Here is a 15,795-nt window from a genome sequence, read left to right on the forward strand (position 1 = left end):
GGCGCAACGCGGCACGACCGGGGGTGACCGCACAACAGACGCGGTATGCTTCTTGCTGTCTATCGGTCACCCAAGGCCCGCGGAAATCGCCGATGCTGCATGCCCACCTGACCACCCTGCACGTGGTCGCGCTGATCCTCGAGCTGCTCGCCGAGCGGCCCGAGCAGGCCGAGGCGCTGCTGGCCGGCAGCGGCATCCGCGCCGCCGACCTGGCCGGCGGCGACCAGCGCATCACCCGCACCCAGGAACTGCAGGTGTGCGCCAACGCCCTGGCCCTGCGCAGCGACCTCGGCCTGGAGCTGGGCCGGCGCCTGCATGTGTCGTCCTACGGCCTGCTCGGTTACGCCGCGCTGTCCAGTGCCACCTTTGGTGACGCCTGGCGCCTGCTGCTGCAGTACCCGGCCCTGCTCGGCACCTACTTCAGGCTGGAGCTGAGCGTCGAGGGCGAGCTGGCCTGGGTCGGCGCCGCCGAGTACCACCACGCGCCGGCGCTGGAGCGCTTCAACGTGGAGATGTGCCTGGCCTCGCTGCGGCTGGTCTGCGACGAGCTGCTCGGCCAGGCGCTGCCGCTGGTCGCGGCGCAGTTCCGCCATGGCCGGCCCGACTACGTCGCGCGCTACGCGGCCAGCTTCCCCTGCCCGCTGCGGTTCGACGCCACGCGCAACGCCTTCGCCTTTCCCGCCGAGTGGCTGCAGCGGCGCCTGCCCCTGGCCGACCCGGTGACCCACCAGGACATGCTCGAACGCTGCCGCAAGCAGAACGCCGAGTTCACCACCCGCCAGGCCTGGCTGCAGCGGGTGCGCCAGGAACTGGCCGCGCACCTGGCCGAACCGCCCGGCCTGGAGGCCCTGGCGCAGCAGATGCACTGCTCGCCGCGCACCCTGCGCCGCCACCTGCAGGAACTCGGCACCCACTATCAGGAACTGCTCGACGAGCTGCGCTTCGAGCGTGCCAAGGCCCTGCTGGCCCGGGCGGACTGGCCGATCTGCCGCATCGCCGAGGAGCTGGGCTTCAGCGAGAGCGCCAGCTTCCGCCATGCCTTCCAGCGCTGGAGCGGCGTGGCACCGAGCCGTTTCCGCGCATAGGGCGCTGCGGCCGAGGAATTTGGCCACTTCGATCCCCTATTGGCCGTTGCCAGCGTTCTCCCGCCGGCCCCCTGGGCGAACAATGACTCCCACAACCACAAGCGAGCCCGGGAGCCGTTCACCCATGCTGACCTACTACAGCGACGACCATCACCTGCACCACGGCAGCTGCGAGCTGATCGACGGCCAGCTGCTGCCCTGCTTCGAGAAGCCGCAACGCGCCGAGCATATCCTGGCGCGGGTGATGGAGCGCGGCCTCGGCCAGGTGCGCGCGCCCCGGGACTTCGGCCGCGCACCGCTGGCGCGCATCCACTCGGCGGCCTACCTGGACTTCCTCGAAGGCGCCTGGGCGCGCTGGCAGGCCCAGGGCGGCCAGGGCGACCTGCTGCCCTACACCTGGCCGGCACGCACCCTGCGCCAGCAGTTGCCCAGCAGCCTGCACGGCCAACTCGGCTACTACAGCTTCGATGCCGGCGCACCGATCACCGCCGGCACCTGGCAGGCGGCCTACAGCGCCGCCCAGGTGGCCCTCAGCGCCCAGGCGGAGATCGCCGCCGGCGCCCACAGCGTGTTCGCCCTGTGCCGGCCGCCGGGCCACCACGCCGCCGCCGAGGTGATGGGCGGCTACTGCTACCTGAACAACGCCGCCATCGCCGCCCAGGCCTTCCTCGACCAGGGCCGCGCCAGGGTGGCGATCCTCGACGTCGACTACCACCACGGCAACGGCACCCAGTCGATCTTCTACGCGCGCAGCGACGTGCTGGTCGCCTCGATCCACGGCGACCCGGCGGCCGAGTTCCCGTTCTTCCTCGGCCACGCCGACGAGTGCGGCGAAGGCGCCGGCGAGGGCTGCAACTTCAACTACCCGCTGCCGGCCGGCAGCGACTGGGCGACCTGGAGCGCGGCCCTGGAGCAGGCCTGCCGGCGCATCGCCGAATCCGGCGCCGAGGTGCTGGTGGTGTCGCTGGGGGTGGACACCTTCAAGGACGACCCGATCTCCCAGTTCAAGCTCGACAGCCCGGACTACCTGCGCATGGGCCAGCGCATCGAGGCCCTCGGCCTGCCGACCCTGTTCGTCATGGAAGGCGGCTACGCGGTGGAGGCGATCGGCGTCAATGCGGTGAACGTGCTGGAAGGCTTCGAGGGCGCGTAGGGTGGCTGGCGCTTTATCCGTCCAGCAGCTCCCGGTGGATGAAAAGAGCGTCATCCACCCTACGCCGACCGCCACGGCAAACACTTAGAACAAGACTGGAGTGACCCCGATGAACAGACTCACCCGCACCCTGACCGCCGGCCTCTGCGCCGGCGCCCTGCTCGGCGGCCTCGGCCAGGCCCTGGCCGCCGACAAGCCGCGCGAGCTGCGCGTGTACAACTGGGCCGACTACATGCTGCCCTCGGTGCCCAAGGAATTCCAGGCCAAGAGCGGCATCCAGCTGACCTGGGACCTGTTCGACACCAACGAGGCACTGGAGGCCAAGCTGCTCACCGGCAACTCCGGCTACGACCTGGTGGTGCCGTCCAACACCTTCCTCGACACCCAGATTCGCGCCGGGGTGTTCCAGACGCTGGACAAGAGCCAGCTGCCCAACTGGCAGCACCTCGACCCGGCGCTGCTCGAGCTGATGAGCGCCAACGACCCGGGCAACGCCCACGCGGTGCCCTACATGTACGGCACCGTGCTGCTCGGCTTCAACCCGGACAAGGTCAGGGCCGCCCTCGGCGCGGACGCCCCGGTGAACAGCTGGGATTTGATCTTCAAGGAAGAGAACGCCGCCAAGCTGGCCCAGTGCGGGGTGACCCTGCTCGACTCGCCCGGCGAGATCCTGCCGATCGCCCTGCACTACCTGGGCCTCGACCCCTCCAGCACCCGGCGCGAGGACTACGACAAGGCCACCGCACTGCTGCTGAAGATCCGCCCGCACGTGCGCTACTTCCACTCGGCCAAGTACATGACCGACATCGCCAACGGCAACATCTGCGTGGCGGTCGGCTACTCGGGCAGCTTCTACCAGTTCGCCAACCGCGCCAAGGAAGCCGGCAACGGCGTGCTCATCGACTGGCGCCTGCCCAGGGAAGGCGCGCCGCTGTGGTTCGACTCCTTCGCCATCCCGGCCAGCGCCAAGAACGTCGAGGAGGCCCACGAGTTCCTCAACAACCTGCTCGACCCGCAGGTGGTGGCGCCCATCAGCACCTTCCTCGGCTACCCGAACCCGAACAAGAGCGCCATGCCGCTGGTCAGCGCGGAGATCCGCGACAATCCGCACCTGACCCCGAGCGCCGAGGCGCAGAAGACCCTGTACGTGCTCAAGCCGCTGCCGCAGAAGGCCGAGCGCCTGCGCACCCGCGCCTGGACGCGGATCAAGTCGGGCACCTGAGCCCGCTGCGCCCCTGACCGCGGCGGCCACCACGGCCGCCGCGGCCTCGCACGGCTAACGCAGGGCGGCGAGAATGGTGCGGATGTTCGCCTCGAGCATGCCGGCATAGCTGTCGCCGGGCGTGCCGGGCAGGCCCAGGGAATCGGTGTACAGGGTCCCGGCGATCGGGATGCCGCTCTCGCGCGAAACCATCTGCATGCTGCGCGCATCGACGCTGGTCTCGACGAACAGGGCCGGCACCCGGCGCTGCTCGAGCTGCCCGAGCAGGGCGATGACCTGCTGCGGCGTGCCCTGGTTCTCCGCGTTGATCTCCCAGATGTAACCGGCGTCGAAACCATAGGCGGCGCAGAAGTACTTGAACGCCCCCTCGCTGGTCACCAGGTAGCGGCGCGCGACCGGGATCTCGGCGAAGGCCGCCAGGGCCTTGTCGTGCAGCTGTTGCAGCCGCTCGATATAGGCCGCGGCGTTGGCCTGGTAGGTCGCCGCGTGCCCCGGGTCGACGCGGATCAGGGCGTCCCGGGCGTTGCGCGCGTACTGCATGCCGTTGCGCGCATCCAGCCAGGCGTGGGGGTCCTCGCTGCCGGCCTGGCCGCTGGAGGTCAGGTACTGCGGCGTGACTCCCTCGCTCAGGCGGAACACCGGGGCGTCCGCGCCGGTCTTGCCGGCGGTGCGCAGCAGCTTGTCGAACCAGGCATTGCCGGCTTCCAGATTGAGGCCGTTGTAGAACACCAGGTCGGCATCGCTGGTCTGCTGCACGTCCAGCGGCAGCGGGTCGTATTCGTGGGGGTTGGAGCCCAGCGGCGCCAGGCTGTGGATCTCCACCCGCTCGCCACCGACGTTCTTGACGATGTCGTAGAGGATCGAATAGCTGGTGACCACCTTGAGCCTGGCGCCGCTGTCGGCCCAGGCCGGCGCCAGCCAAGGCCCGAGCAGGCCGAGAGCGATGAGTAGAAGGGTTCTGATCATGGGCTCACCTCGTGCTCGAGCATGGCGTTGTCGGGGTCATTGACGGGGCCGTCGCCGCATGGCGCCTGCTGGCGCCGACGCCGGGCCTGCAGGCCGCGCCAGATCAGGCCCTGGCTGGGGGACAGCAGCAGCGCGGCGAGAAACAACAGGGTCGAGGTCATGACGATGGTCGCGCCCGAGGCCAGGTTGTAGGTGAAGCTCAGGTAGATGCCGCTGAAGGCCGAGACCAGGCCCAGGCCGGCGGCCCAGCAGATCATCAGCGACAGGCGGTTGGTCAGCAGGTAGGCGGTGGCCGCCGGGGTGATCAGCATGGCCACCACCAGGACGATGCCGACCGTCTGCAGCGAGGCCACCGTGACCAGGGTCAGCAGGGTCATCAGGAAGTAGTGGATCAGCTTGACCGGCAGGCCGTAGGCGGCGGCCATGGTGGCGTCGAAGGTGCTGAGCAGCAGTTCCTTGTAGAACAGGTAGATCGAGGCCAGCACCAGGGCGCCGATGACCAGGGTGATCCACATTTCCTCCGGGCGCACCGCCAGCACGTTGCCGAAGAGGATGTGATAGAGGTCGGTGCTGCTCTTCTGCAGGGTGATGAGGATGATGCCCAGGGCGAACGCGGCGGTGAACATCACGCCGATCGACACGTCATGCTTGATCCGGCTGTGCTGGCTGACGTAGCCGATGGCGATGGCGGTGAGCAGACCGGAGAGCACCGCACCGATCAGCAGGTTGATGCCGAGCATGAACGACAGGGCGACCCCGGGCAGCACCGCGTGGGAGATCGCATCGCCCATCAGCGCCATGCCGCGCAGGATGATGAAGCAACCGATCACCCCGCAGATGATGCCGACCATGGCCGAGGTCAGCAGCGCCTTCTGCAGGAAGTCGTACGCCACGACGGCTTGAAGGAAGCTCATCAGCAGGCCACTCCCGGTTGCGCGGTGCAGGGCAGGTCGCCCAGGTAGGCCCTGGCCAGGGCGGCCGGGGTGCAGACCTCGGCGGCGGCGCCGTAGCCGAGGATGCGCTGGTTGATCAGGATCACCCGGTCGAAATACTCGGCGGCCTTGCTCAGGTCGTGATGCACCACCAGCACCGTCTTGCCCGCGTCGCGCAGGGCCTTGAGGATGCCGATGATGGTGCGTTCGCTGAGTGCGTCGATGCCGACGAAGGGCTCGTCCAGCAGGTACAGGTCGGCGTGCTGGGCCAGCGCCCTGGCGAGGAACACCCGCTGCTGCTGGCCGCCGGACAGCTCGCCGATCTGGCGCTGGGCCAGGTCCTGCAGGCCGACCCGTCGCAGGCACTCCAGGGCCCGCTGCCGCTCATGCCGCCCCGGCTTGTTGAACCAGCCCAGGTTGGGGTAGGTGCCGAGCACCACGGTGTCCAGCACATCGATCGGGAACTGCCAGTCGATCTCGCTGCGCTGCGGCACATAGGCGACCGTGCGGCGGGCCTGCGGCAACGGCCGGCCGCCGATCTCGACCCGGCCGTGGTCGCTGGGAATCAGCTCGAGCAGGGCCTTGAGCAGGGTCGACTTGCCGGCGCCGTTGGGGCCGATGATGCCGACCAGCTGCCCCGCTTCGATGCTCAGGCTGGCATCCTCGACGGCATAGTGGCCGGCATAGCAGACGCTCAGATTCTCGACCCGCAAGGCGTGGTTCATGGCTGCAGTCCTCGTACTGGGGCGCCGGCGGCGGATGGCCGGCAGTGGGTTGAGCAGAGGCTACCAATCAACATGATCGTTTGCTTTCGCGGCATTAATCGCTATTTACGATCAACCTAGCCAGAGCATGCCCGCCGAGCGGAACGGCGAGGCCCTCAGTCGAGGGCGATCAGGCGCAGGGCCTTGAGCGCCTTGCTGATCTGCGGGCGATGGCGGTTCTTGCTGAGAAAGGAGACGAACACCGGCTGCTCGATCTGCGGCGCGTCGGCCACCGGGAAGAAGTCGCCGCTGTCGATGTACTGCTGCGCCAGGTCGGCCGGCAGGTAGGCCGCGCCCCCGCGGCCGCGCAGGTATTCCACGCTCATCACCCCCAGGCCCATGGACACCGGCGCCAGCTGCAGCTGCGGCAGCAGTTCGCCGTGGCGGGCGACGAAGTGCGGGCAGATGGCGACCAGCACGTAGTCTTCCACGCGCACCTCGGCGAGCGCCTGCGGCTGCGCGGCGACCATCACGAAGCGCTCGTTGAACAGGTGCTGGATCTCCAGTTCCGGGCGGTACTGCGGGGTGTAGATCACCGCGATGTCCAGGTTGCCGAAGCTCAGCTCGTCGATCATGGTCTTGGAGTAGTCGGCCTCGACATGGATGGCCGTCTTGGGAAACTCCTGGCGCAGCCAGAACACCCACTTGCTGATCAGCCGCTGCCACAGACTCACCTGGGTGGCGATGCGCAGGCGGCCCTGGTAGTCGCGCGGCATGCCGATGTCCTGGCGCGCCTGGTTCCAGCACAGACGCAGGTTGGCGGCATAGCTCTCGAAGCGCCGGCCCTCGGCGGTCAGCTCGGCGCCGGCGCGGCCGCGGATGAACAGCTGGGCGCCGATCGCCTCCTCCAGGCTGCGGATGCGCATGCTCACGGTCGACTGGGTGACGCACAGGCGCTCGGCGGTGCGGTTGAAGTTACGCGTCTCCACCAGGTCGGCGAAGGTGTCCAGGAACTCGATTTTCATCCGCGGCCTCCCGGGCCAGTCATTTAATCGTATTTTTGCATTTATACGGCATTTCCAATTCATTATAAAAATCAAAATCGGGCCCATAGGATGGCAGCCATCACCCAGTCGTGGTGGCCGGGGTCGGCCTCGACCCGCCGCCGCGCATCACCACAGGAGCCTGAAGGATGACCACGATCATCGACTGCGATTGCCACAACTACTGGATGTCGGCGGAGGTGCTGCTCCCCTACATGGACGGGATCTTCAAGGACTTCTTCGTCCGCGGCGAACAGCCCGGCCCGGCCGGCGCCTTCCCCCACGGCCACCGGCCCTGGCTGCATCCAGAAGGCTTCAAGCGCGCCGACATCAACCCGACCAGCCAGGACGAGCACTACAGCCTGATGAAGGAGAAGCACCTCGACCGCTACAACATCGACTATGCCATCCTCACCGGCGACGAGGCCCTGGAGGCCTCGACCCTGGCCAACCCCCACTACGCCGCGGCGCTGGTGCGCGCCTACAACGACTGGATGGTCGACTACTGGCTGCCCAAGGACCGCCGCTTCAAGGGCTCGCTGCTGATCAGCCCGACCGACCCGCACGGCGCGGCGGCGGAGATCCGTCGCCTCGGCGGCCACCCGGACATCGTCCAGGTGCTGGCCTCCCATGGCGCCCAGCGGCCCTACGGCGACCCCTTCTACCACCCCATCTACCAGGCCTGCGCCGAGATGGGCCTGCCCTTCGCCATCCACCTGGGCGGCCAGGGCGGGGTCAACAGCAACCCGATCGGCGCGGGCCCGACCACCTTCTTCTGGGAGACCCACGCGCTGCTGCCGCAGTCGGCCATGACCCACGTGGCCAGCATGATCGCCCAGGGCGTGTTCGAGAAATGGCCGGACCTGTACTTCGTGGTCATCGAGTGCGGCGTGGCCTGGGTGCCCAGCCTGCTCTGGCGCCTGGACGCCAACTACAAGGCGCTGCGCAAGGAAACGCCCTGGCTGAAGATGCTGCCCAGCGAGTACTTCAAGCGCAACATCCGCTTCACCACCCAGCCGCTGGAGCAGCCCGGCACCAAGGTCGAGCACCTGTGGGCGATTCTCGAGGCGATGGACGGCGAGAACACCCTGCTGTTCGCCTCCGACTACCCGCACTGGGATTACGACAGCGTCGAATCCCTGCACATTCCGCCGCAGTGGCGCGACAGCATCCTCGGCGGCAACGCGCTGAAGGTGTACTCGCGCCTGACCCAGCCCCTGGCCAAGAGCGCCTGAAAGAAGAGGAGAACAACATGAATGCGAAGAAGGTTCTGGCCTGCAAGACCCACGAGGTCGTCAGCGGCCGGCAGAAGATCGTCAAGCTCGGCCACCTGCCGGTCGGCATCTTCAAGGTCGGCGACGCGTACCATGCCATGCTCAACGTCTGCCCGCACCGCGGCGCGTCGCTCTGCGAGGGGCCGCAGTGCGGCACCACCCAGGACACGCCGCACTACGAGTTCATCTACGGCAAACGCGACGACCTGGTGCGCTGCGCCTGGCACGGCTGGGAGTTCGAGATCAAGACCGGCGAGTTCATCGTCGATCGCAGCATCAAGGCCAAGACATACCCGGTCAGCGTCGAGGGCGAGGATCTCTACGTCCATCTCTGAGCGCCCGCGGGGGCGCCGCCGGCAGCGATCAGGGCGGCCGCACAGGGACAGTGCGGCGCCGGCAGCGGCCGATGACGAAGCCAGGCATTAGCCCAGCTTGGCCTTAGCGCCCGAATAGATCGTTTGCCAGGCATGGGGTCAGGCCGCAGTCTTGGTCTGCACCCGGCCAGGCCGCGTGCCCCCTCATGGACGGCCGGGCCGCATTTCCGGCGACTTGCCTGCACGGAAAGCCCCGAAGACTGCACATCCGCCGTTGCCACCGCTGGCCCGGGCTGCGCGGATGCCGACGAAGCAGCAGCCGAGCCAGCAGCACCGCTCGCCCCCTGCCACAACCTGAACCTGACGAGACGAATAAAATGAATAGAACGAATCGTACTGCTTTGGTGGCCCTTGCCCTGACACTCGCCGCCTCCCCGTCCTGGGCCCAGGAAGCCGCCTCGTGCCAGACCTTGCGCATGGCCGACGTCGGCTGGGTGGACAACGGCGCGATCAACGGTCTGACCATGGCGGTGGCCGAGGGCCTGGGCTACCAGGCGAAGGTCTCCACCCTGAGCCTGCCGATCATCCTGGTCTCGGTGCAGAAGAAGGATGTCGACTTCTTCCTCGACTACTGGTCGCCGGCCTCCGACCCGCTGTTCCAGCCGGCGGTCGCCAACAACAGCGTCACCCTGGTGGAGGAGCCCAACCTGGTGGGCGCCAAGTTCACCCTAGCGGTGCCGAGCTACCTGGCCGCCGACGGCCTCAAGGACATGAGCGACATTGCCCGCTACAAGGATCAGCTCAAGGGCAAGATCTACGGCATCGAGTCCGGTGCCGGCGGCAACCAGCTGATCAAGACCATGATCAAGGAGAACCGCTACGACCTCGGCGACTTCGACCTGGTGGAGTCCAGCGAGACGGCCATGCGCCTGCAGGTCGCGCGGGCCATCCGCAAGCAGGAACCGATCGTCTTCCTCGGCTGGGCGCCGCACCCGATGAACCTGCAGTTCGACATGACCTACCTCAGCGGCGCCGACGACCTGTGGGGGCCGGACGGCGGCGCCGCCAAGGTGCACACGGTGATGGCCAACGACTACCAGACCCGCTGCCCGAACGCCGCCAAGCTGGTGAGCAACATGAAGTTCGACATCCCGATGGAGTCGCACATGATGGAGAGGATCATGGACAAGGAGCCGGCGGTACAGGCCGCCAAGCAATGGATCGCCAAGAACCCGCAGTGGCTGGACACCTGGCTGGACGGCGTGACCACCTTCGACGGCAAGGATGCCAAGAGCGCGGTGCTGAGCTACCTGCAACAGTGACCGCTCGGGCGTGCGCCGGGCAATGCGCCCGGCGGGCGTCAGCGCGGCTCTGCCCGCCCAGCGGCGCAGCCTGCCGGCTCAGCTCTGGCTATGGCTGGCCAGCCAGTCCCAGAGCTTCTGCGCCGGCGCGCGCAGCTGCCGGCGCAGCGGCCGCACCAGCCAGAAACGCTCCGGCGTGGCCACGCACAGGTCGAACACCGGCACCAGGCCGTGGCGCACTTCGCGCTGCCAGCGCATGAACAGGTTGCGGTGGGCCAGGGCCAGGCCCATGCCCTGGCGCGCCAGCTCCAGGGCCATCACCTGGGTGTCGCAACTGACCCGCCGGGTCTGCCGTTCCAGCTCCGCCACCCCCGCCGCCTGCAGCCAGGCCCGCCAACCGACGGCGAAACCGACGGAGTGCAGCAGCGTCTGTCCGGCCAGGTCCTGGGGACTCTGCAGGCGCGCCGCCAGCTCCGGCGCCGCCAGCACCACCATCTCCTCCTCGCCCTCGCCCAGGGCCACGCATTCCAGCTCGTTCCAGTCGCCGCGGCCGTAGCGGATCTCCATGTCGGCGCCCTCGCTGCCGAAGTCGGTGCTCCAGAAACCGCTGGCCAGGTGCAGGGCCACCTCGGGATGGGCCCGGTGAAAGGCCACCAGCCGCGGCGCCAGCCAGGCCTGCTGCGCCAGCGGCGTGGCGCGCAGGGTCACCGGCGCATCGCGGGTCAGGCCGAACACCTCGGCCGTGCTGTCGCGCAGGCGCACGAAGGCGGCCTGGATCGAGGGCAGCCAGGCCTGCCCGGCCAGGCTCAGGCTGAGGCTGCGCGGATGGCGCACGAACAGCTGCTGGCCGAGGCGGTCCTCCAGCAGGCGGATGCGCTGGCTGACCGCCGACTGGGTGATGTTCAGCTCGCGCCCGGCGGCGGTGAAACTCAGGGTGCGGGCCGCCACCTCGAAGGCTTCCAGCCACAGCAACGGCGGCAGGTCCTGGGTCAGCCCGGGCCAGTCCGGGTATTCCGGCACCGGGGCGCCGGGCCGCTGGGAATCGCTCATGCGGAAGGCTCCTCGCACAGGAATGATGGGCCGAAGATAGCAGCATATGGCTAAGCCAGGCATTAGTTTGGCTTGGCCTTAGTCCGCGAATTGATCGTTTGTCAGCCACCCGGCCAGGCCCCACTCTTGGCCTGCACCCGGCAGCCGCCGACAGCGCCTCCCCGGGGCGGCCGGGCACCATTTTCATGCGATGCGCTCTTGCGGAGATACCCATGACCACCAGCCTCCTCCCCCCCGCTACCGCCGGCGCCAACCTGGGCCCTTCGGTCGACATGAAGGAGTACGGCGCCTACGCGCTGGACCTGCCGATCGTCGCCGCGGGCTATGCCGAGGCCTGCATCCAGGTCGACTGGCAGGTGATGGACACCATCGAGAGCGCCGCGTTTCCCCTGCTGTGGTTGCGCGACCACTGTGCCTGCGACGCCTGCCGCCATCCGCAGACCTACGAGCGCACCCAGTTCATCATCGACCTCGACCCCGCCTGCCTGGAGGTGGCACCGGCCATCGACGTGGCGGACGGCCACCTCGGCCTGACCTGGAGCGACGGCCATGTCAGCCGCTTCGACGCCGGCTGGCTGTATCGGCTGCGCCCGCACCAGCAGGCCTGGCAACCGAGCATAGTGCCGGCGAACCGCGCCTGGGCGGAGAACTTCAGCGCCCATCGCACTGACTTCGACGACTACATGGCCGGCGGCGGCGCGCGCCTGGACTGGCTGCATGCGCTGTGCCGCGACGGTTTCGCCATCCTGCAGAACGGCCCCAGCGAGGGCGGCGAGATCGACCGGGTCGCCGCCACCATCGGACCGATCCGCGCCACCAATTTCGGCGGCCGCTTCGAGGTCTTCAGCAAGCCCAAGCCGAACAACGCCGCCTACACCGCCCTGGGCCTGGAGCTGCACACCGACCTGACCAACTGGAAGAACCCGCCGGACATCCAGATGCTCTACTGCCTGGCCAACGATGCCCAGGGCGGCGAGTCGATCTTCGCCGACGGCGTCGCCGTGGCCGAGGCCCTGCGCCAGCAGGACCCCGAGGCCTTCCGCCTGCTGGCCGAGACGGCGATCGACTGCCGCTTCGCCGACGAGGACAGCGACATCGTGGTACGCGCCACGGTGATCCACCTCGACGAGCACGACCAGGTCATCGAGGTGCGCTTCAACAACTGGCTGCGCGACAACCTGCGCCTGCCGCCGGCGCAGATCATGCCCTGGTACCGCGCCTACCTGGCCTTCTGGAAGATCCTGCGCTCGCCGCGCTACCGCCTCGACCTGCGCCTGGCCGCCGGCGAGATGGTCGCCTTCGACAACCGCCGGGTGCTGCACGGGCGCAAGAGCTTCGACCCGCAGACCGGCCGGCGCCACCTGCAGGGCTGCTATGTCGACTACGACATGGTCGAGTCCGCCCTGCGAGTCACCGCCCGCCAGAGCCACGACGCCTCGGTCTAACCACAGTCCATGGCCGCCCTGCTGGCCCACGACCGGCCGGGCACCGTGCGCGAACCGCGCAACGTCGCCCACGGCCTGCCGGCTTTCAAGTGCAGCGGCCAGGCCACAGCCCTGCACCCGCTTTAGCCTGAGAGCGGCCGGGCGGCGCCGCGCCCCGGCCGCGAAGCCTTCAAGCTCTTGCTTGCCCAACGGAAAGTGGGCAAAGAGATCGGCGCCCCTGCCTCCAGCGCTTGCCGCGCTGGACTTCCCTCCTTCCGCCCCCCAGGCCGGCGGACCGCCAACCCAGCACCTTCATCCCGCCTGCCGACGGAAACCCGCCGCGCGCCCGATAGTAGGTGGCAAGTGCCAAGGAGAAGTTGCTTGCCGACTTGGCTGGGGGCTCGCTATGGTTCAAATCAGACTGATAGCAATCTGCCGCGCCGCCATGCCGGCTGATAGGGCAAGCCACACGATTACGGATCGTTCAGGGAGAGAACAGGCAGATGACTGATTCTTGAATATTTTTCGATACGTACTGGCTTGGTAGGGCTGTGCTTGTCTGGAATTCATCAATGTTCAATATGACGAGTTCCGTCTATTCACTGTTAACCGGTAGAAGTATGGAGAGCTACGAAACAAGTTTCACTGGAAAAATACTGAAGAGAGGCTTTTGGCTTTATGTCTGGCGAATATCATCTGGAGAAAAAACTGTTTGGTATGTAGGGCGCACAGGGGATAGTTCATCCGCAAATGCAGCATCCCCATTTGGTCGTTTGAGCCAACATCTGGATTTACGCCCATCAGCTAAGGCCAATATGCTAGCTACGAACTTGCGAAATTCAGATATGATTCCCGACGAGTGTGAGTACAATCTTTTGACATTAGGCCCCCTGTTCCCAGAACAGAGCGATTTCGAAGACCACAAGCCCTATCGAGATATCGTCGGAAAGCTGGAGGCTGAGCTAGCTTATACCCTTAGTCAAAGGGGACTGTTGGTTCTTGGCACACACCCCAAGCGGGGTGACTTCGATAAAACTCTTTTTACAGAGGTGCTAAGTAAAGCAAATGCGTTCGTCAAAAACGGTTAACAAGTCAAAGCAGCAACGCCACTTCGTGGCTGGACGCGCTAACGCACGCCGCTGTTTGAGGCGTTAGATTTCACAGAAACTTTTGAAGCTCTCATAAATGACAAAGAAATTAATTAGTGTCTTCGAGCGGCTGGATGAAGTGCTCAAGCCACATCGAGCACTGCAAGAACAAATTGATCGAATTCTGGAGCCTCAACGCCTCCTTCAAGAGCAAATAGATAAATTTTTGGAGCCGCAGCTGCGACTTCAGAAGCAAATGGATAAATATCTTGAGCCACATAGAAAGTTTCAAGATCAGATGCAGAGGTATCTCGAACCGCATCAGCGGCTGCAAGAACAACTAGATAAATATCTTCAGCCTCAGCGCCAGCTTCAAGTGCAGATAGATAAGTATCTAGAGCCTTATCGCCAAAGGCAAGAGCAAATACACAAGTACCTGGAGCCATACCGCTTACTTGAAAATCAAGTAAGCAAGCACCTGAATTCACTAAATAAATACCTGTCAGACCCTATGATGGATAGCATTTCCATCAATAAGGGTGGCGCGCTCTCCATCGCTGGCGAAGTGGTTGATGTTGAACAAATAGAAAATACTGTAGCAGAGATATCTGGTGACTACTCAAGCCCCGAGGAATTCTTCAATGCTTTCTTCAAGCTACTTGAGAAACTTGGCAATGCGACCCGCATCGCAGTTATCTACTTAGTATTTCCATATTTTCTCTCTATTGTCGCCAATCTCACAACTCCATTATATGAAGAATGGTGGAAAGAATATGCAGGAGGCGACCACCGAGCTGCAAAAAAGGAAATTGTACGAGAAGCAAATGAAGTCTATCGACCGGAAGAGCTGAATGGATATCGCTTTGTGTACGCAACAATACTCCACGTCCGAAGCTCTGGAAGTATTAGTTCTGAGATAATAGATAAGCTCTATCTAGGTAAGACGGTAAAAATTATCGAGAGAGTTAAGCGCTGGTCTCATGTTGAGTACCAAGACTCTGACTCTGGAGAGCCAAAGCAAGGCTGGGTCTTTTCTAGATATTTAGAGAAATTTCGGCATTGAGATCTAACAATTGTATATGGACTCTCCCCACAAGCAGTGAGGAATAGGTTTTCAAGCCTGTCGCCAGCACGGTTGCATTGGTCTATCCGGCCTGTTGTGGGCAAGAGCTCCATAGCCAATCCGTAGTTCGCACAGCGGCGGCCTGGAAGCCGGGCAGGTCTACCCCCCCAACTCCCCACTCTCCAGCTTGCGCCAGAGCAGGCGCACCGCCGCCTTGCGCACCAGGGCGCAGCGGTACAGGCGGATCTCCAGCGGCGTCTGCCACTGCTCGCCGCCACACACCGCCAGCTCGCCGCGGGCCAGTTCCATGGTCACCGACAGGCGCGGCACCCAGGCCACGCCCATGCCCTGCAGGGCCATGCTCTTGAGGCTGTCGGCCATCGCCGTTTCGTACACCGTGGTCGAGCGCAGGGCGCGCTGGCGCAGCAGCAGGTTGACCGAGCGGCCGAGGAAGGCGCCGGCGCTGTAGGCCAGCAGCGGCACGCTCTGGCCGCTGTCGAGGTCGTACAGCGGCTGGCCCTGCTCGTTCACCGCGCACACCGGCAGCATCTGGGTTGCGCCCAGGTGCAGCGAGGGGAAGATCTCCGGGTCCATCTGCAAGGCGGCGTCCGGGTCGTAGTAGGCGAGGATCAGGTCGCAGCTGCCTTCGCGCAGCGAGTGCACCGCCTCGCCGACGTTGGTCGCCACCAGCCGGGTGGTCAGCGGCAGGCCCTCGCGGCGCAGACGGGCGATCCACTCGGGAAAGAAACCCAGGGTCAGCGAGTGCGCCGCGACTATCTGCAACACCTCGCCCTGCTTGCCCTCGAGGTTGTGCAGGTGGCGCACCACCTCGCCGAGCTGCTCGACCAGGCTGCGCGCGGTGACCAGGAACAGCTGGCCGGCCTCGGTCAGCTCCACCGGCGTGCGGGCGCGGTTGACCAGGGTCAGGCCGAGCATCTGCTCCAGCGCCTTGATCCGCCGGCTGAAGGCCGGCTGGGTGACGAAGCGCTTCTCGGCCGCCTGGGAGAAGCTGCGGGTGGCGGCCAGGGCGACGAAGTCCTCCAGCCATTTGGTTTCCAGGTTCATGCTCAGCCTTCGCGGTTTCGCGGCATACGTCCGACGAGTTTAAGACGTCACGCCGGCATTATGCCGATTATGCATGGGCCAGCGTTTAACAGCATTAGCCGGCATACCGCC

16 protein-coding genes are annotated in these 15,795 nt (G+C 65.8%); 9 read left to right on the forward strand and 7 right to left on the reverse strand.

What is annotated here, in order from left to right; genetic code table 11:
• The first annotated feature begins 92 nt into the window (after positions 1-92).
• From I0D00_RS11855 to I0D00_RS11865, 3 genes are all read left to right on the forward strand, one after another.
• Positions 93-1,085: an AraC family transcriptional regulator gene (locus tag I0D00_RS11855; protein ID WP_213639923.1), complete on the forward strand. Its 993-nt coding sequence runs from the start codon at positions 93-95 to the stop codon at positions 1,083-1,085.
• 124 nt (positions 1,086-1,209) lie between these two features.
• On the forward strand, positions 1,210-2,238 hold the full coding sequence (locus tag I0D00_RS11860) for a histone deacetylase family protein (RefSeq protein ID WP_213639924.1): 1,029 nt from the start codon (positions 1,210-1,212) through the stop codon (positions 2,236-2,238).
• A gap of 109 nt (positions 2,239-2,347) precedes the next feature.
• Positions 2,348-3,460 (forward strand): polyamine ABC transporter substrate-binding protein, encoded by a 1,113-nt coding sequence (locus I0D00_RS11865; RefSeq protein ID WP_213639925.1) that lies wholly within the window; start codon positions 2,348-2,350, stop codon positions 3,458-3,460.
• A gap of 54 nt (positions 3,461-3,514) precedes the next feature.
• Here I0D00_RS11865 and I0D00_RS11870 read toward each other — a convergent pair whose 3' ends face one another.
• The 4 genes from I0D00_RS11870 to I0D00_RS11885 all read right to left on the reverse strand — a co-directional run bounded on the left by I0D00_RS11870 (position 3,515) and on the right by I0D00_RS11885 (position 7,087).
• Positions 3,515-4,426, reverse strand: coding sequence for a metal ABC transporter solute-binding protein, Zn/Mn family (locus I0D00_RS11870; protein WP_213639926.1), 912 nt, complete (start codon positions 4,424-4,426; stop codon positions 3,515-3,517).
• A complete protein-coding gene (locus I0D00_RS11875) occupies positions 4,423-5,340 on the reverse strand; it encodes a metal ABC transporter permease (protein ID WP_246533206.1) in 918 nt (305 codons plus the stop codon). The genes I0D00_RS11870 and I0D00_RS11875 overlap by 4 nt, the downstream gene beginning before the upstream one ends.
• Entirely contained in the window at positions 5,340-6,083 is a 744-nt protein-coding gene (locus I0D00_RS11880) for a metal ABC transporter ATP-binding protein (RefSeq protein WP_213639927.1), read from the reverse strand. The genes I0D00_RS11875 and I0D00_RS11880 overlap by 1 nt, the downstream gene beginning before the upstream one ends.
• Before the next feature lie 155 nt (positions 6,084-6,238).
• The gene (locus I0D00_RS11885; protein ID WP_213639928.1) at positions 6,239-7,087 is read right to left on the reverse strand and encodes a LysR family transcriptional regulator; all 849 of its coding nucleotides are present in this window, start codon (positions 7,085-7,087) and stop codon (positions 6,239-6,241) included.
• A gap of 167 nt (positions 7,088-7,254) precedes the next feature.
• Between I0D00_RS11885 and I0D00_RS11890 the strand changes: the two genes are divergently transcribed.
• The 3 genes from I0D00_RS11890 (at position 7,255) to choX (ending at position 10,015) form a co-directional block, all read left to right on the forward strand.
• Complete coding sequence (locus I0D00_RS11890; protein WP_213639929.1) at positions 7,255-8,340, forward strand: amidohydrolase family protein; 1,086 nt, start codon at positions 7,255-7,257, stop codon at positions 8,338-8,340.
• A gap of 17 nt (positions 8,341-8,357) precedes the next feature.
• Positions 8,358-8,714: a Rieske (2Fe-2S) protein gene (locus I0D00_RS11895; RefSeq protein WP_213639930.1), complete on the forward strand. Its 357-nt coding sequence runs from the start codon at positions 8,358-8,360 to the stop codon at positions 8,712-8,714.
• A gap of 356 nt (positions 8,715-9,070) precedes the next feature.
• The gene (choX, locus tag I0D00_RS11900; protein WP_213639931.1) at positions 9,071-10,015 is read left to right on the forward strand and encodes a choline ABC transporter substrate-binding protein; all 945 of its coding nucleotides are present in this window, start codon (positions 9,071-9,073) and stop codon (positions 10,013-10,015) included.
• Between the two features lie 78 nt (positions 10,016-10,093).
• Here the strand turns inward: choX and I0D00_RS11905 are convergent, their stop codons facing one another.
• Positions 10,094-11,044 carry a LysR substrate-binding domain-containing protein gene (locus I0D00_RS11905; protein ID WP_213639932.1) on the reverse strand — a complete coding sequence of 317 codons (951 nt, stop codon included), beginning with the start codon at positions 11,042-11,044 and terminating at the stop codon, positions 10,094-10,096.
• Positions 11,045-11,256: 212 nt separating this feature from the next.
• On the opposite strand from I0D00_RS11905, the gene I0D00_RS11910 reads away from it, so the two are divergent.
• Positions 11,257-12,489: a TauD/TfdA family dioxygenase gene (locus I0D00_RS11910; protein WP_213639933.1), complete on the forward strand. Its 1,233-nt coding sequence runs from the start codon at positions 11,257-11,259 to the stop codon at positions 12,487-12,489.
• Positions 12,490-13,088: 599 nt separating this feature from the next.
• On the forward strand, positions 13,089-13,556 hold the full coding sequence (locus I0D00_RS11915) for a hypothetical protein (protein WP_213639934.1): 468 nt from the start codon (positions 13,089-13,091) through the stop codon (positions 13,554-13,556).
• A 143-nt stretch (positions 13,557-13,699) separates the two neighbouring features.
• Here I0D00_RS11915 and I0D00_RS11920 read toward each other — a convergent pair whose 3' ends face one another.
• The gene (locus I0D00_RS11920; protein ID WP_213639935.1) at positions 13,700-14,044 is read right to left on the reverse strand and encodes a hypothetical protein; all 345 of its coding nucleotides are present in this window, start codon (positions 14,042-14,044) and stop codon (positions 13,700-13,702) included.
• A 26-nt stretch (positions 14,045-14,070) separates the two neighbouring features.
• Here I0D00_RS11920 and I0D00_RS11925 point away from each other — a divergent pair, with 26 nt between their 5' ends.
• On the forward strand, positions 14,071-14,619 hold the full coding sequence (locus I0D00_RS11925) for an SH3 domain-containing protein (RefSeq protein WP_213639936.1): 549 nt from the start codon (positions 14,071-14,073) through the stop codon (positions 14,617-14,619).
• Between the two features lie 159 nt (positions 14,620-14,778).
• Here I0D00_RS11925 and I0D00_RS11930 read toward each other — a convergent pair whose 3' ends face one another.
• Positions 14,779-15,684, reverse strand: a complete 906-nt coding sequence (locus I0D00_RS11930; protein WP_213639937.1) for a LysR substrate-binding domain-containing protein — start codon at positions 15,682-15,684, stop codon at positions 14,779-14,781.
• Positions 15,685-15,795 lie beyond the last annotated feature (111 nt).

The sequence above is a fragment of the Pseudomonas lalucatii genome (assembly GCF_018398425.1).
Classification (GTDB): Bacteria; Pseudomonadota; Gammaproteobacteria; order Pseudomonadales; family Pseudomonadaceae; genus Aquipseudomonas; species Aquipseudomonas lalucatii.

Excerpts from the sequence above, each read along its gene's own strand:
- I0D00_RS11890 (WP_213639929.1), top strand. The coding sequence starts at position 7,255 with ATGACCACGATCATCGACTGCGATTGCCACAACTACTGGATGTCGGCG.
- I0D00_RS11910 (WP_213639933.1), top strand. The coding sequence starts at position 11,257 with ATGACCACCAGCCTCCTCCCCCCCGCTACCGCCGGCGCCAACCTGGGC.
- choX (WP_213639931.1), top strand. The coding sequence starts at position 9,071 with ATGAATAGAACGAATCGTACTGCTTTGGTGGCCCTTGCCCTGACACTC.
- I0D00_RS11870 (WP_213639926.1), bottom strand. The coding sequence starts at position 4,426 with ATGATCAGAACCCTTCTACTCATCGCTCTCGGCCTGCTCGGGCCTTGG.
- I0D00_RS11865 (WP_213639925.1), top strand. The coding sequence starts at position 2,348 with ATGAACAGACTCACCCGCACCCTGACCGCCGGCCTCTGCGCCGGCGCC.
- I0D00_RS11930 (WP_213639937.1), bottom strand. The coding sequence starts at position 15,684 with ATGAACCTGGAAACCAAATGGCTGGAGGACTTCGTCGCCCTGGCCGCC.
- I0D00_RS11855 (WP_213639923.1), top strand. The coding sequence starts at position 93 with ATGCTGCATGCCCACCTGACCACCCTGCACGTGGTCGCGCTGATCCTC.
- I0D00_RS11875 (WP_246533206.1), bottom strand. The coding sequence starts at position 5,340 with ATGAGCTTCCTTCAAGCCGTCGTGGCGTACGACTTCCTGCAGAAGGCG.
- I0D00_RS11880 (WP_213639927.1), bottom strand. The coding sequence starts at position 6,083 with ATGAACCACGCCTTGCGGGTCGAGAATCTGAGCGTCTGCTATGCCGGC.
- I0D00_RS11905 (WP_213639932.1), bottom strand. The coding sequence starts at position 11,044 with ATGAGCGATTCCCAGCGGCCCGGCGCCCCGGTGCCGGAATACCCGGAC.
- I0D00_RS11925 (WP_213639936.1), top strand. The coding sequence starts at position 14,071 with ATGGATAGCATTTCCATCAATAAGGGTGGCGCGCTCTCCATCGCTGGC.
- I0D00_RS11895 (WP_213639930.1), top strand. The coding sequence starts at position 8,358 with ATGAATGCGAAGAAGGTTCTGGCCTGCAAGACCCACGAGGTCGTCAGC.
- I0D00_RS11860 (WP_213639924.1), top strand. The coding sequence starts at position 1,210 with ATGCTGACCTACTACAGCGACGACCATCACCTGCACCACGGCAGCTGC.
- I0D00_RS11885 (WP_213639928.1), bottom strand. The coding sequence starts at position 7,087 with ATGAAAATCGAGTTCCTGGACACCTTCGCCGACCTGGTGGAGACGCGT.
- I0D00_RS11915 (WP_213639934.1), top strand. The coding sequence starts at position 13,089 with ATGGAGAGCTACGAAACAAGTTTCACTGGAAAAATACTGAAGAGAGGC.